Raw genomic sequence first — 15,914 nt, forward strand, 5'->3', positions numbered from 1 at the left:
TAATTAGGAGGATACAGCATGCGTAAAACGAAAATTGTGTGTACGATTGGCCCTGCCAGTGAATCATTAGAAAAGCTTAAGGCTTTGATGGAGGCCGGCATGAACGTGGCACGCCTTAACTTTTCTCATGGAAGCCACGAGGAGCACCGCGCACGAATTCAAACAATTCGCCAAGCTGCAAAGGAAACAGGCAAGACTGTTGGGATCTTGCTCGACACGAAAGGACCTGAGATTCGTACGCATGATATGGAAAATGGCGGTTTTGAACTAGTTGCCGGAAATAATGTGACGATTTCCAGCACTCAAGTTCTAGGAACACCAGAGAAATTTTCCATCACTTATGAAGGTTTAATTGATGATGTACAGCCAGGTTCAAGAATTCTTGTGGATGATGGGCTGATTGGTCTTGAAGTAACATCAGTGGATAAATCCAAAGGTGAAATCCACACGAAAGTACTTAATACTGGAATGATTAAAAACAAAAAAGGCGTTAACGTACCTGGTGTATCTGTTAAATTGCCTGGAATTACACAAAAAGACGCTGAGGACATTGTTTTCGGTATCCAAGAAGATGTTGACTTCATTGCGGCTTCATTCGTTCGCCGTGCAGCTGATGTGCTTGAAATCAGAGAATTGCTTGAAAAACATGATGCTGGTCATATCCAAATCATCCCTAAGATTGAGAATCATGAAGGTGTAGAAAACATCGAGGAAATTCTTGAGGTTTCCGACGGATTAATGGTTGCCCGTGGAGACCTTGGGGTTGAGATTCCGGCTGAAGATGTGCCGCTCGTTCAAAAGGATTTAATCAAACGCTGCAACCGTTTGGCTAAACCAGTTATCACAGCGACACAAATGCTTGATTCCATGCAGCGCAACCCTCGTCCGACTCGTGCGGAAGCAAGTGACGTTGCCAATGCAATCTTTGATGGCACAGATGCAATTATGCTTTCTGGTGAAACAGCTGCTGGTCAATATCCAGTAGAAGCCGTTCAAACTATGCACAATATTGCTCAAAAAACAGAGACTGCTTTGAATTATAAAGAGATTCTTTCTGCTCGCAGCAAAGATCATGAGTACAATGTAACAGAAGCGATCGGTTTGTCTGTGGCACATACGGCATTAAACTTAAAAGTTTCTGCCATCATTGCTCCTACACAAAGCGGGTCTACAGCTAGAATGATCTCTCGCTATCGTTCTAATGCGCCAATCATCGCGGTTACAGCTCATGAGCGTGTAATGCGCAAGCTTGCATTAGTATGGGGCGTTCAGCCAGTCCTTGGCACACAAACTACAAACACTGATGATATGCTTGAAAATGCTGTATCAGAATCGACGAAGCACAACATTGTGAACCCTGGTGATTTAGTCATTATCACAGCCGGTGTTCCTGTGAACGAATCTGGTACAACGAACATCATGAAGATTCACATCATCGGTTCTGTATTGGTAAGCGCACAAGGTATCGGCCGCAAGTCTGCATCAGGCAAAGTGGTTGTAGCTAAAAATGCTGCTGAAGCAATTGAGAAAGCAACAGAAGGATGCATTCTCGTTACAAACGCGAGCGACCGCGACATGATGCCGGCGATTGAAAAATGTGCGGCTCTAGTTACGGAAGAAGGCGGATTAACAAGCCATGCTGCTGTAGTAGGATTAAGCCAAGGCATTCCTGTAATCGTTGGTGCAAAAAATGCGACAGCTGAATTGAAGGACGGACAAGTTGTTACCGTTCATGCAAGAAGCGGCCGTATTTATGAAGGACATTCAAGCATCCTATAATGAATAAGGGGGAAGAGTTGTTTAAGTTGGCAATTGCTAATTTAGGCAGCTCTTTTTCTTTTCGTGGTACACTTTAAAGAAGATTATGATTTAGGGGGCTTATTATGAAACGACCGACGTTTCTTTTTATATTGATTCCAACGCTTGAGATTATTACCCTTTTGCTGGCAGGGTCTTATATTGGCATAGGGTGGACAGTAGCCCTTATGTTCTTAACCGGAATTTTCGGCTTTCTCTTTGCGAAGAGGCAAGGGATTCAGACACTAAGAAGGGCGCAGGAACAATTGAACAGAGGAATGATGCCAGGGGAGGAGCTCTTTAATGGAATCTGTATTTTAGCCGGTGCTTTCCTGCTTCTATTGCCGGGATTTATAAGTGATTTAGCAGGGCTGATTTTGCTGATACCGATTACAAGAAAATGGGCGAAACCGCTAATCACCGCATTAATGTGGAAGATTATGAGCCGATCGCAAGGTACCATTAGAATCATCCGTTAAATAGGGGAGGCTTGTTCATGGCAGGCAAAGACATCGTTTGCCATGAACAGCCGTTTTTTATTTTGTAAATTCAGTTGGTTTTCTGCCCATGATGAAATCCCAAACATCATGAAGGATACGGAGCTTATAGAGGGAGCGGATGATTATAAGGACAATGGGCCCGATAATGAGGCCGATGAAACCGATTGTCTTAAAACCGACGAAAATGGCAATCAAGGTTATAAGCGGGTCGAGCCCGATGCTTGAAGAAAGGATTTTTGGTTCCATTACCTGCCGCTGAACAATAACGACGGTGTAAAGAATGGCCAGCCCAAGAGCGAGGCTGAAATTTCCGGTCATCAATGCATAGATAATCCAAGGGACAAATACAAAACCAGTTCCGAGATACGGAAGCAAATCGACAAATCCAGTAATCAAGGCAATGGTGATGGCAAATTCTATCCTTAGAATCAGTAGGCCGAGGAGCACAATAAGTGTTGTTATGGTTATAAGCGTTAATTGCGCGCGGATAAAGCCAAATAATGCCCGCTCAAGTTCTACGATGATTTTTTTGATGTTAAATAGAGCTTTGGCTGGAAGCAGCTGCTGTGTCTTTGCTAAAAACTTGTTCCATTCCTTTGCAATGAAGAAGGTCGCAAGCAAGGAGAAGAGGGCTCCTGTTCCTGCGCCCGGAAGCCAGCCGATAAGTTTGGGAACAAAACCAAGGGTTGTTTGGATAAGGTTTGTAAGTGTCGTACCAATGCTGCTGCCAATGTTTTCGATATTTGACAGAATCGTATCCTGCTGTCCATCCTCTAAATCATTGAATAAGGAAATGATCCTTTCATACAGAGGAAGAATCCTACTCTGGAAAAAGTCTTGTATCAGTTTGATCATATTGTCGAGATGTTCAGGCAGCACGTTGGATAAATAGGCCGCTCCGGCTACGATTTCGGTGATTAAAAAGGTAATCAATCCGGCAATTAAGGCAATCACGACAATCATACTGACCAGGACAGACAAGGCTCGAGGAAACCGCAATTTTTCAGTTGTAAAGGTGATAAAGGGGTTCATTAAGAAGGCAAGACATATCCCAATGATGAAAGGGTATGTATATTTTGCCGTCAGCAGCAATAAATAAATCGTTATGACAGAGCCGGTAATGACCATTATAAAGCGAAGAGCCCGGTATAGGTATTCAAAATTCACGATTTGGTGCCTCCTTAAAAGAGGTTTTGATGAGACAACTATTCTTATCTTTAGTTTGATAAAAATTAGATTATTACCGCAAAGGCAAAAAAATATTTATTCACAATTTTCTACTCTATCATCGGAAGGATGAACGAACATGTATGGACCTTATATCTTCTTGATTATCCTGCTTTTAATCGGGATTGTGGCTAAGAATACCTCTCTTATAGTTGCTACAGGTTTCTTGCTGCTAGTAAAAGTGGCAGGGACGGATGGCCGATTCCTTGCTTATGTGCAATCAAAAGGAATCAATTGGGGTGTAACTATCATCACAATTGCTGTGCTCGTTCCTATTGCCACGGGCAATATTGGCTTCAAGCAGCTGGCTGAAGCCGCTAAATCACCATATGCATGGGTTGCGATGCTTTCGGGAATAGCAGTTGCCCTGATTGCGAAAAATGGCATACAGCTGCTTTCCTCTGATCCGCATATCACAGTTGCTCTCGTATTTGGAACAATACTTGCTGTGGCCCTATTTAACGGAGTGGCAGTCGGTCCGCTGATTGGAGCTGGGATTGCCTACTTGATGATGCAGCTGATTGATTTATTTAGATAATTCTTTCCGAAAGAATTTATGTCAATTAATTTTGTGAGGTATTTTCTTTCACAAATTTGGAATTATTGTTTATAATTATAAATGGGTTTGGGTTTCACAAAAATTTACAATTTTTTTGTGAACCCTATTATTATTCTGAGCAAACGTTCAGAATGTGGTTTTTAGGGGTTGAAAATACATTCTTATGATAACGCTTACTTGTTATAAGAGTATAAAATTATGCGGGATATAGCTTAGAGCCGGGATATATTCAGCATGATGAGCCCGACTGACCAGTGGTTTGAAAAACATAGGGGAAATTTCTGGCAAAGGAGAGATTACTAATGTCTGTAACAAAAGGATTAGAAGGTATTGTTGCTACATCATCTTCCATTAGCTCAATCATTGATGACACTCTCACATATGTGGGGTATGACATTGATGATTTAGCAGAGAACGCAAGCTTTGAAGAGGTTATTTTCCTTTTATGGAACTTAAGGCTGCCAAACCATCTTGAATTAGAAGACTTGAAGAATCAATTGGCTGCTAATGCGGCACTGCCAAATGAAATCATTGAGTATTTCAAAATGTATCCTATTGAAAAAGTGCATCCGATGGGGGCTTTGAGAACAGCTGTATCTATGCTTGGATTATACGATGAAGAAGCGGATGTAATGGATGATCAGGCAAATTTAAGAAAAGCGATTCGTTTGCAAGCGAAGATTCCTGCTATTGTGACAGCTTTTTCACGCATCCGTAAAGGCTTGGAGCCAATTGCGCCTCGCAAGGACTTTGGTTACGCTCAAAACTTCTTGTATATGTTAAATGGCAATGAACCGAGCCAAGTGGAGATTGAAGCCTTCAATAAAGCTCTCGTTCTCCATGCAGATCATGAATTGAATGCTTCTACGTTCACAGCGCGTGTTTGTGTGGCCACACTTTCTGATATGTATTCAGGAGTAACGGCAGCAATTGGCGCTTTGAAAGGGCCATTGCATGGCGGAGCAAATGAAGCTGTTATGAAGATGCTCAAAGAGATTGATACACTTGAGAATGTTGAAGCTTATATCAATAATAAGCTTGATAATAAAGAGAAGATTATGGGCTTCGGCCACCGTGTATACCGCAAAGGGGACCCTCGTGCAAAACATCTCCGTGAAATGTCCAAAAGACTCACTGACATGAACGGCGAACCAAAATGGTACGAAATGTCTACAAAAATTGAGGAGCTGGTTACATCCAGAAAACCTCTGCCACCAAACGTAGATTTTTATTCTGCATCTGTCTACCATAGCTTAGGCATTGACCATGATTTGTTTACGCCAATCTTTGCTGTCAGCCGTATGTCCGGATGGATTGCTCATATTCTTGAGCAATACGAAAACAATCGTTTGATTCGTCCGCGTGCGGAGTATGTCGGTCCTGGCATGCAGAAGTACGTTCCGATCGAAGAACGTTAAATTTCATTGTGCAAAGGACAAGCCTCTTTAAATAATTCTGATACTTGTAAATAAACGTTTTTTTCATAATATTAGTAATTGTTATGCTATACTTTAGAGTGTTAAAGAAACAGAGATAAATAGAGACTAAGAAATCAGCGGCATATCGCTTGCTGATACATGCTGGAGGGATTTTCAATGAGTCAGGCAGAAAAAATCAAAGTAGTAGACGGCGCTTTGCAAGTGCCAAATCACGCTATCATTCCTTTTATTGAAGGAGATGGAACGGGTCCGGATATTTGGGCTGCGGCATCGCGTGTACTAGAAGCTTCTGTAGAAAAAGCTTATAATGGAGAGAAAGCAATCGTTTGGAAAGAAGTATTAGCTGGTGAAAAAGCATTTAACGAAACAGGTGAATGGCTCCCGGCTGAAACACTTGATGTGATTAAAGAATATTTAATCGCGATAAAAGGGCCATTGACTACTCCTGTTGGCGGCGGAATTCGCTCTTTAAATGTTGCTCTTCGCCAAGAACTTGATTTATACACATGCTTAAGACCTGTCCGTTATTTCAACGGTGTTCCTTCACCGGTTAAACGTCCGGAAGATACAGATATGGTTATTTTCCGTGAAAATACAGAAGATATCTACGCTGGAATTGAATATGCAAAAGGATCTGATGATGTTAAGAAACTATTAGATTTCCTTCGCAATGAGATGGGCGTATCTAAGATTCGCTTCCCAGAGACTTCAGGTATTGGCATTAAACCAGTTTCTGAAGAAGGAACAAAACGCCTTGTGCGCGCAGCCTTGAATTATGCAATTAAGGAAGGAAGGAAATCCTTAACGCTTGTTCATAAAGGAAATATCATGAAATTCACAGAAGGTGCCTTCAAGAACTGGGGTTATGAAGTAGCAGAGCAAGAATTCGGCGAACAAGTATTTACATGGGCACAATATGACCGCATTAAAGAAGCTGAAGGAACAGAAGCAGCGAATAAAGCCCAAGCTGATGCGGAAGCTGCAGGCAAGATTATTGTGAAGGATTCTATCGCAGATATCTTCTTACAACAAATTTTGACTAGACCAAGAGAATTCGACGTAGTTGCGACAATGAACTTGAATGGAGATTATATCTCTGACGCTCTTGCTGCACAAGTCGGCGGAATCGGTATCGCACCTGGTGCGAACATTAACTATGTTACTGGTCATGCGATTTTTGAAGCAACACATGGTACTGCACCAAAATATGCTGGCCTTGATAAAGTGAACCCATCCTCTGTCATTCTATCCGGTGTATTAATGCTTGAACATTTAGGCTGGAATGAAGCAGCAGACATGATCACTCGTTCCATGGAAAAAACAATTGACTCTAAAGTGGTCACTTATGACTTCGCTCGCTTGATGGATGGAGCAAATGAAGTGAAATGTTCTGAGTTTGCTGATGAATTAATCAAGAACATGGAATAAGAAATACAAGGGTAAGACAGACAGGATTCGCTGAGGGGTGTTGAACGGTACCGTCAATAAAAGATGGGGGTAGATGATATATGGGATTGAAGCGCAATAAAATCTCTGTAATCGGCAGTGGTTTTACAGGAGCAACAACAGCATTTCTATTGGCTCAAAAGGAGCTTGGAGATGTCGTGCTCGTTGATATACCGCAGATGGAAAAGCCTACAAAGGGGAAGGCGTTGGACATGGCCGAGGCTGGCCCGGTTCAGGGGTTTGATGCATCTATTACAGGTACATCTGATTACGAGGACACCAAGGATTCTGATCTAGTGATTATTACGGCAGGCATTGCCCGTAAACCAGGAATGAGTCGTGATGACCTTGTGCAAACCAACCAGAAAATCATGCGTTCAGTGGCAAAGGAAGTTGCGAAATATTCGCCAGATAGCTACATTATCGTGCTGACCAATCCGGTTGATGCGATGACCTACACGGTTTTTAAAGAAACTGGTTTTCCGAAGAATCGTGTCATTGGGCAATCAGGCGTTCTTGATACCGCAAGATTTTGCACATTTGTCGCTCAGGAATTAAATCTGTCTGTCAAGGATATAACCGGCTTTGTGCTTGGGGGACATGGGGACGATATGGTTCCCCTTGTCCGCTATTCCTATGCTGGCGGAATTCCTTTGGATCAGCTTATTCCAAAAGAACGGCTCGAAAGCATTGTCGAACGGACAAGAAAAGGCGGAGGAGAGATTGTGGAACTGCTGGGTAATGGCAGTGCCTACTATGCACCTGCTGCCTCTCTTGTTTCCATGGCTGAAGCTATCTTGAAGGATCAGCGCCGGGTTCTCCCAGCTATAGCTTATTTAGAGGGAGAATATGGCTATGATGGAATCTACCTTGGCGTACCAGCCATCATAGGAGCAAACGGCATAGAAAAAGTCATTGAGCTGAAATTGCAGGACGAGGAAAAAGCCGCCCTTGCACAGTCAGTTCAGTCGGTTAAAGCGGTTATGTCTATTCTTGTGTAAAGAAATAAGGATGAAAGGACTCTGAATGATTTTAATCAGAGTCCTTTTTTATGTTTTCTTGCGCAAGCTAGTTAAAGTATAGGAAATGGAATTAAACTCTGATGCAGTTTCTATAACTTTAAATCCCTATTTTCATGAATGTTTTTCTGAAACCGCCCAACTGCAGTCCCCGTATCTCTTTCCATCATCTGAGCTATTTTCCCATTCAGGTATTATATCAAGATTTCTTCTTTTCATATATAATAGTGAGGGATTAAACTATTGCTAGAAGAATAAGAGAAGGCAGCTTAGTTGATTCTCTATAATCTTCTTTACAATAAATGTAAGTGAGTATGATTCGAAATACAAAAATATGGTTGATTAATCAAACTTAAGCTTTCATGAATGAAGCGTATTGGGAGGATAAGATGAGTAAAAAAGTTCTGGTTGTAGAAGATGAAGAATCAATCATTACCTTGCTCACATATAATCTGGAACAAGCTGGATTTACTGTTATTAAGGCTATGGATGGGGAAATGGGCAAGCAACTGGCAATGACGGAGAAACCAGATGTTGTCATATTGGATCTCATGCTGCCAAAGTTAGACGGGATTGAGGTTTGTAAAATTTTACGACAAAATAAAATAACGGTTCCAATTTTGATGCTAACTGCTAAAAGTGAAGAATTTGATAAAGTCCTAGGACTTGAACTTGGTGCAGATGATTATATGACGAAGCCATTCAGCCCGCGTGAGGTTGTGGCAAGGGTGAAGGCGCTTCTTCGCAGAGTAGATATGCTGAATATGGCAAGTGAGACAAAAGAAGATGATTCAGAATGCATGACGATTGCTAAACTGAAAATCTATTTTGAGCGGTATGAAGCCTATTTAGGTGATGAAATGCTTGAGCTTACTCCAAAGGAATTTGAGTTATTAGCCTATTTGGCAAAGAATAAATCTAGAATCCTTACAAGAGACCAGCTGCTGAACGTGATTTGGAATTATGATTTCGTCGGTGATACACGAATTGTGGATGTTCATATCAGCCATCTGCGTGAGAAGATTGAACAGGACACGAAGAAACCAGTCTACATTAAAACCGTGCGCGGTTTAGGCTATAAACTAGAGGAACCGAAAGAATGAACAAAGCAAGAAGAATGATGGTCGTTGAAATAGCATCCGCTATCCTGATTGTAACCCTGTTGTTTGCGATTCTTTTAGGAAAGCTTTTCACAATGTATCTTGAGAGAGATACTAAGAACGACTTAAAGGATGCAGCGCAAATCATTGAATGGCAGCTTACAGATATAGAGGATTCAGATATTCTAAATAGCAGGCTCGATCAGCTCAGCAAAAAGTATGGCATGACAATTCTTCTCGCCGGTTCTGATGGTAATCTTCTTTCGGAATTTACCGATGCTGAAGAAGGGTTAACGGAAGAGGAGCGTGCCCTTTATCAGGCTGAGGTAAAGGAGTATGCAGGGGATTCTGCTGAACCAGCTGTTGGTGAGCTAAAGTCAACAGGCTTATATTATTACCTTGATAGCAATCAAGCGGCAGGAGGTTACCTGCTCGTCGGGAAAGAGAGGAACCCTGGTATAGAAGGGGTGTCTGTGTTGGCAACTTCCCTGTCGTTTTTGGGTATTGCTTTTATTATTATCATGCTGTTTGTCTTTCAAATCGTTAAAAAGTATTTCATGCCGATTGATAGTGCACTTCATGCTGTGCGCGAGCTGGCGAAGGGCAATTATCGTGCGCGATCATATGTCGGGCGAAATAAAGAAGCGGGGATACTGAATAATTCCATTAATCAGCTCGCCCGTGATTTGCAAGAGATGAATATTGCGTATGATATTCAAAAGGACCGGCTCAATACCTTGATTGAGAATATGGGAAGCGCGTTATTATTGATTGATGACAAGGGTTATATCAATATGGTCAATCGAGCTTACCTCAATCTCTTTCAGGTAGATGAAGAGAGCTACTTATCTGAGTTGTATTATAAAGTGATTGACAGCGAGAAAGTGAACGCTTTAATCGAGGAAATCTTCATGGTGGAGCAAAAGGTCAAAAAGCAAATTGTACTGACTATTGGGCTTGAGCGGAAGAATTTCGAAGTGTATGGAGCTCCAATCATTGGCCCAAAAGGTGAATGGAAAGGAATCATTCTTGTCTTCCACGATATTACGGAACTGAAAGATCTTGAAAGGGTACGAAAGCAGTTCGTGGCTAATGTATCACATGAATTGAATACTCCAGTTACGTCGATCAAGGGGTTCACGGAGACGTTGATTGACGGCGCGAAGGAAGATAAGAATACACTTGACCATTTCTTGTCAATCATCCTGAAAGAGAGCAATAGACTGCAGGCACTGATCAAGGAATTGCTTGAGTTATCAAAGGTTGAACAGCACGGCTTCCAGCTTGATTTTCAAAAGGTGGATATCATGCCTGTCCTGATGGATACCTTCGAGATTCTTGAAAAGAAAGCAGCTAAAAAAAATATCTGCTTCGAGATAGTCGATCCGAAAAGACAAATCGTTTGTGAAACGGATTCTTTCCGCTTGCAGCAAGTCATCATCAACCTTGTCAGCAATGCTATTGCCTATACTCCGCCAAATGGAAAGGTGACCGTATCTGTGAGTGAGGATAAGGATGAGGTTTTTATCAAGGTTTCGGATACGGGAATTGGCATTGATGAAAAGGAATTTCCGCGTATTTTTGAGCGCTTTTATCGGGTTGATAAGGACAGGAGCAGGGAGAGCGGCGGGACTGGTCTCGGACTTGCCATCGTAAAGCATATCCTTGAGGCTCATCATGGTAAAATTACGATTGACAGCAAGCTTGATGAGGGCAGTACGTTTACGGTAATCATTCCGAGGTCTCAAGGCTCTGACAGAGGAAAATAAATGATATAAGAAATGTTAGCTCCTTTCACTTGGTTCGTGAAGGGAGCTTTTTAATTTCCTGAAAAAAGGAGTAAACCTTGCTCTCAAAGGATGGAACAGCTGTTTTTCTTTCAATCAAGACTCATGTTAGAATAGAGTAATAAGATTGTCGGTTAATTGGATAAATTAGCTCAAATGGGAGGAAAGCATGGATAAAAGAATCGTCTTAATAGATGGCAATAGCATTGCCTACCGAGCATTTTTCGCATTGCCTTTGCTCAATAATGATAAGGGTGTACATACAAATGCCATATACGGCTTTGCGATGATGCTGAATAAAATTATGGAAGAGGAAAAGCCGACCCATATGCTGGTGGCCTTTGATGCGGGTAAGACAACATTTCGCCACAGCACGTTCGCAGAATATAAGGGAGGCCGTCAAAAGACGCCGCCTGAGCTGTCCGAGCAATTCCCATTCATACGCGAATTGCTGGATGCCTATGGTATTTCCCGCTATGAATTGACGAATTATGAAGCAGATGACATTATCGGCACACTCGCCGTGCTCGCAGAGGGAGACGGATACGAGGTCACGGTCATATCTGGAGACAAGGATTTGACGCAGCTGGCTTCAGAGAAAACGACAGTTCGAATTACGCGTAAAGGAATCACTGACATGGAGGATTACACACCTCAGCATATTCGAGAGAAGTATGATTTGACGCCTGAGCAAATCATCGACCTGAAGGGCTTGATGGGCGATTCCTCTGATAATATCCCTGGAATTCCTGGTGTTGGAGAGAAGACAGCCCTTAAGCTTCTGCATCAATTCGGAACTGTGGAGGCGGTTGTTGAGTCGCCTGATAAGGTGAGCGGCAAGAAATTAAAGGAAAAAATTGAAGAATATAAAGAGCAGGCCATCCTCTCTAAACAGCTGGCGACCATTGAAACAAAGGCGCCAATCGAAGTCAGCCTTGAGGAAGTCGATTACACAGGACCTGATCAAGAAAAGCTGCTTGCCATTTATAAGGAGCTTGGCTTTGCAACCTTAATCGAGAAGATGGATCCGGTTAAGGCTCAGGAAAATGAGGTGCTAGAGGAGATTGACTATACATTCGTCAAGGAGATTACACCTGAGCTATTCACTGATGATACAGCGCTGTATGTAGAAATCCTGGAGGATAATTATCATACTGCGCCTATCATTGGACTGGCCATCTCAAATGCGAAGGGAACTTTCTTTATCGAGAAGGATAAGGCTGTCGAGTCTGATGTGTTTAAGGAGTGGGCAGGAAATCCTGACATGAAGAAAACGGTGCATGATGTAAAGAAAACGACTGTTGCCCTGCATCGAGAGGGGATTGAGCTGAAAGGTGCCAGCTTTGACCTTTTCCTTGCTTCCTATGTGCTTAACCCTGCTGAGCCGGAAGTCGATATGGCCGATCTTGCGAAAAAGCATAATGCAGGTCATATCCAAACGGATGAGCATGTATATGGAAAAGGAGCGAAACGTAAAATCCCAAGTCCGGAGGTTTGCGGTGAGCATATTGCACGCAAGGCTCATGCGATGGGCTTAATCAAAGCGAGTATTGAAAGTCAGTTAATTGCGAATGCGCAATTATCCTTGTTGATGGATTTGGAATTGCCTCTCGCCATCATCCTGGCAGAGATGGAGATTACCGGAGTCAAGGTGGACAAGGAGAGATTGAAGGAAATGGGCGGCGAGCTGGCGGCGAGGCTTGCTGATATTGAGGCGAAAATTTATGACCTCGCTGGTGAGAGGTTTAACATCAACTCACCGAAGCAATTAGGTGTCATCCTTTTTGAACGATTGGGTCTGCCGGTAATCAAGAAGACGAAAACAGGTTATTCCACATCAGCGGATATCCTGGAGAAGCTTGAGAACAAGCATGAAATCATCCGCGAAATCCTGATTTATCGCCAGCTGGGCAAGCTACAATCCACCTATATTGAAGGGTTATTGAAGGTCATCCATGAGGATGGAAAGGTTCATACGCGCTTCAATCAAGCGTTAACGCAAACGGGACGTCTCAGCTCGACTGACCCCAATTTGCAGAACATTCCTATCCGTCTGGAAGAAGGCAAGAAAATCCGTCAGGCGTTTGTGCCATCAGTGGAAGATTGGGTCATCTTTGCTGCTGACTATTCCCAAATCGAGCTGCGTGTCCTTGCCCATATTGCAGATGACGAGAACTTAATCAATGCATTCAAGGCAGATATGGACATCCATACAAAAACAGCGATGGACGTCTTCCATGTAACAGAAGAGGAAGTGACGTCCATAATGAGGCGTCAAGCAAAAGCGGTCAACTTTGGGATTGTATATGGCATCAGTGATTATGGATTATCGCAAAATCTCAATATTACGCGTAAGGAAGCGGGCACATTCATTGACCGTTATTTAGATAGCTATCCGGGCGTCCAGCGTTACATGAAGGATATAATCGAGGACGCGAAGGAGCGCGGCTATGTCACGACCCTTCTGCACCGCCGCCGATATATCCCTGAAATCAATAACCGGAATTTCAATGTCCGCGGTTTTGCAGAACGGACAGCCATGAACACGCCAATACAGGGCAGTGCCGCTGACATTATTAAATTGGCGATGATTCACATGAGCGATCGGCTGAAGAGAGAGAATTTGAAAGCGAAGCTATTACTGCAAGTGCATGATGAATTGATTTTTGAAGCGCCAAAGGAAGAAATAGACATCTTAAAGAAAATTGTACCGGAGGAAATGGAGAATGCCATTAAATTGAGTGTTCCGCTCAAGGTGGATTATTCATTTGGCAACACATGGTACGATGCAAAATAGAGAGCGGCATAAGGGGGTATTTATTTGCCTGAATTACCAGAAGTAGAAACGATTAGGCGAACGCTAGAGGTCATGGTGCTAGGCAAGACAATAGAGGATGTGGAAGTGCGATGGGGCAAAATCATTAAGGAACCGGATGATACTGAATTATTCCGTCTCTTCCTTAAGGGACAGACCATTCAGGAAATCGGCCGTCGCGGCAAGTTTCTCATCTTTTATCTAGATGATTACAGCCTTGTCTCTCATTTGAGGATGGAAGGTAAGTATGGGCTTTTCGACAAGAGTGAAGAGATGGATAAGCATACTCATGTCATATTCAAATTCACAGATGGGACGGAGCTTAGGTACAGGGACGTACGCAAGTTCGGCACAATGCATTTGTACCCGAAAGGAACGGAGCAGGATGTTCTGCCATTGTCGAAGGTAGGGCCTGAACCATTTTCTGATGAATTCACTCCGGAGCATTTGGAGGCAGGACTTAAAAAGACGCATCGCTTCATTAAGACGGTCCTCTTGGATCAGCGCCTGCTTGCAGGGCTTGGAAATATATATGTGGATGAGGCCTTGTTTCATGCGGGCATTCATCCGGAGCGACCTGCTTCCTCCTTGGATAAAGAGGAAATCCAGCGTTTGTATGCGGCGATTAAGACGACACTTGCTGAAGCCATTGAAAAAGGCGGCAGCACGATTCGTTCTTACGTAAACTCCCAGGGACAGATTGGTATGTTCCAGCTTGAATTATTTGCTTATTCCAGGAAGGGGCAGCCCTGTAAGACATGCGGCACAATCATGGAGAGAATTACCGTCGGTGGCAGAGGAACCGTCTACTGTCCTTCCTGTCAGAAACGAAGATGAACCAAAGATAGGCTCCTGTCATATAGTAGGGTATTGATTGTTGAAAGGAGTCCCTGTCAATGGAGCACTTGGCTTCAATACTCTTACTCGCTATGGCAGTTAGCCTTGACAGCTGTGGTGTCGGAATGACCTATGGTATCCGGAATGTAGCCATTCCTATAAGGTCGATTATGATCATTGCCGCTTGTTCGGCTTTGAGTTTTGCAATTGGAATGTTTACAGGTTCTGCGAGTGAACACTTCATGGCAGAATCATGGGCAGGTGTGCTAGGAGGGCTTATACTCATTTCATTAGGCATTTGGACGACTACTAGCAATTTAAAGCAAAATGATGATGTGTACTTGAATGTGGACGAACGGACGTTGTTTCAGCTGGAGATTAAGTCAATTGGTCTTGTGATCCATATCTTGAAGAAGCCGCTCAGCGCTGACTTTGACCGTTCCGGCACGATAACAGGTCTTGAAGCCTGCTTTTTGGGCTTTGCCCTTTCCCTTGATGGGTTCGGTGCAGGAATTGGAGCCGGTATTCTCAACTATCCGCTTACCGGTGTCGTATTGCTCAGCTTCATCATGAGCGCTGTCTTTATGAAGGTTGGTCTTCAGGCCGGCAAATACTTAAATGATTCATTCTTCTCAAAGGTATTGTCCTTTGTACCTGGAATTGTTTTAATCGCACTCGGAATCAGTAAACTATTTTAGACAGGGGAAACGGTAATATATGAAGAAAATAATCGGACTGACAGGAGGAATCGCCAGCGGGAAAAGTACGGTTTCAAACTGGCTTATCTCGCAAGGCTACCCTGTCGTTGATGCAGATGTCGCGGCCAGGAAGGTTGTTGAACCAGGCATGCCGGCTCTACGGGAAATTACGGAAGCTTTTGGGCGTGATATTCTCCTTGAGGACGGGACGCTTAATCGAAAGAAGCTTGGGGCCATCATCTTCTCGGATGATGAGAAACGCCAAACGTTAAATGCAATTGTCCATCCGGCGGTAAGGGAGTGGATGAGGCAGGAAACGGAGCGCGCATTTCTCGAGGGGACGTCCATTGTTATTATGGACATTCCTTTGCTGTTTGAGAGCAAGCTCACTCATATGGTGGAAGAGACTATTCTTGTCTATGTTTCGATGGAGACCCAATTAAAGAGGCTTATGGATAGAGACGGTTACAGCGAAGCGGACGCCTTGGCTCGGATTCGTGCTCAAATGCCAATCGATGATAAACGGAAATTGGCAGACTATATTATTGATAATAATGGACCGGTTTCTGAAACAATTGAACAGGTAAAAGAAATTATGAAACAATTTAAATAGAGATAGAGAAAAGGCTGCTCCTGATAATCAGGGGTGGCCATTTTTAGTGCTATTAACCATTTATCGTTTTATTGCCA

The 15,914-nt window shown here is 43.1% G+C and carries 13 protein-coding genes; 12 read left to right on the top strand and 1 reads right to left on the bottom strand.

Translation table 11 applies throughout. From position 1 onward, the window contains the following. Positions 1 to 18: 18 nt before the first annotated feature. Both pyk and CYL18_RS13425 read left to right on the top strand, forming a co-directional pair. Positions 19 to 1,779, top strand: coding sequence for a pyruvate kinase (pyk, locus tag CYL18_RS13420; RefSeq protein ID WP_104850034.1), 1,761 nt, complete (start codon positions 19 to 21; stop codon positions 1,777 to 1,779). A gap of 104 nt (positions 1,780 to 1,883) precedes the next feature. Then, a complete protein-coding gene (locus CYL18_RS13425; protein WP_104850035.1) occupies positions 1,884 to 2,276 on the top strand; it encodes an FxsA family protein in 393 nt (130 codons plus the stop codon). A 57-nt stretch (positions 2,277 to 2,333) separates the two neighbouring features. Here the strand turns inward: CYL18_RS13425 and ytvI are convergent, their stop codons facing one another. Beyond that, on the bottom strand, positions 2,334 to 3,464 hold the full coding sequence (gene ytvI / locus CYL18_RS13430; RefSeq protein ID WP_104850036.1) for a sporulation integral membrane protein YtvI: 1,131 nt from the start codon (positions 3,462 to 3,464) through the stop codon (positions 2,334 to 2,336). 139 nt (positions 3,465 to 3,603) lie between these two features. Between ytvI and CYL18_RS13435 the strand changes: the two genes are divergently transcribed. The 10 genes from CYL18_RS13435 to coaE all read left to right on the top strand — a co-directional run bounded on the left by CYL18_RS13435 (position 3,604) and on the right by coaE (position 15,837). Then, a complete protein-coding gene (locus CYL18_RS13435; protein WP_104850037.1) occupies positions 3,604 to 4,062 on the top strand; it encodes a DUF441 domain-containing protein in 459 nt (152 codons plus the stop codon). A 323-nt stretch (positions 4,063 to 4,385) separates the two neighbouring features. Further along, positions 4,386 to 5,501 carry a citrate synthase gene (gene citZ / locus CYL18_RS13440; protein WP_104850038.1) on the top strand — a complete coding sequence of 372 codons (1,116 nt, stop codon included), beginning with the start codon at positions 4,386 to 4,388 and terminating at the stop codon, positions 5,499 to 5,501. A 177-nt stretch (positions 5,502 to 5,678) separates the two neighbouring features. Then, positions 5,679 to 6,950: an NADP-dependent isocitrate dehydrogenase gene (gene icd / locus CYL18_RS13445; RefSeq protein WP_104850039.1), complete on the top strand. Its 1,272-nt coding sequence runs from the start codon at positions 5,679 to 5,681 to the stop codon at positions 6,948 to 6,950. A gap of 80 nt (positions 6,951 to 7,030) precedes the next feature. Next, positions 7,031 to 7,969 (top strand): malate dehydrogenase, encoded by a 939-nt coding sequence (mdh, locus tag CYL18_RS13450; protein WP_104850040.1) that lies wholly within the window; start codon positions 7,031 to 7,033, stop codon positions 7,967 to 7,969. Between the two features lie 407 nt (positions 7,970 to 8,376). Next, a complete protein-coding gene (locus CYL18_RS13455; RefSeq protein WP_104850041.1) occupies positions 8,377 to 9,090 on the top strand; it encodes a response regulator transcription factor in 714 nt (237 codons plus the stop codon). Further along, positions 9,087 to 10,856 (top strand): two-component system histidine kinase PnpS, encoded by a 1,770-nt coding sequence (gene pnpS / locus CYL18_RS13460; RefSeq protein ID WP_104850042.1) that lies wholly within the window; start codon positions 9,087 to 9,089, stop codon positions 10,854 to 10,856. The genes CYL18_RS13455 and pnpS overlap by 4 nt, the downstream gene beginning before the upstream one ends. Before the next feature lie 187 nt (positions 10,857 to 11,043). Continuing rightward, entirely contained in the window at positions 11,044 to 13,671 is a 2,628-nt protein-coding gene (polA, locus tag CYL18_RS13465) for a DNA polymerase I (RefSeq protein ID WP_104850043.1), read from the top strand. 24 nt (positions 13,672 to 13,695) lie between these two features. Beyond that, positions 13,696 to 14,526 (top strand): DNA-formamidopyrimidine glycosylase, encoded by an 831-nt coding sequence (gene mutM, locus CYL18_RS13470; RefSeq protein ID WP_104850044.1) that lies wholly within the window; start codon positions 13,696 to 13,698, stop codon positions 14,524 to 14,526. A gap of 59 nt (positions 14,527 to 14,585) precedes the next feature. Then, a complete protein-coding gene (gene ytaF / locus CYL18_RS13475) occupies positions 14,586 to 15,224 on the top strand; it encodes a sporulation membrane protein YtaF (RefSeq protein ID WP_104850045.1) in 639 nt (212 codons plus the stop codon). A 19-nt stretch (positions 15,225 to 15,243) separates the two neighbouring features. Beyond that, a complete protein-coding gene (coaE, locus tag CYL18_RS13480) occupies positions 15,244 to 15,837 on the top strand; it encodes a dephospho-CoA kinase (protein WP_104850046.1) in 594 nt (197 codons plus the stop codon). Positions 15,838 to 15,914 lie beyond the last annotated feature (77 nt).

It is taken from the genome of Pradoshia eiseniae, assembly GCF_002946355.1.
Lineage (GTDB): Bacteria > Bacillota > Bacilli > Bacillales > Pradoshiaceae > Pradoshia > Pradoshia eiseniae.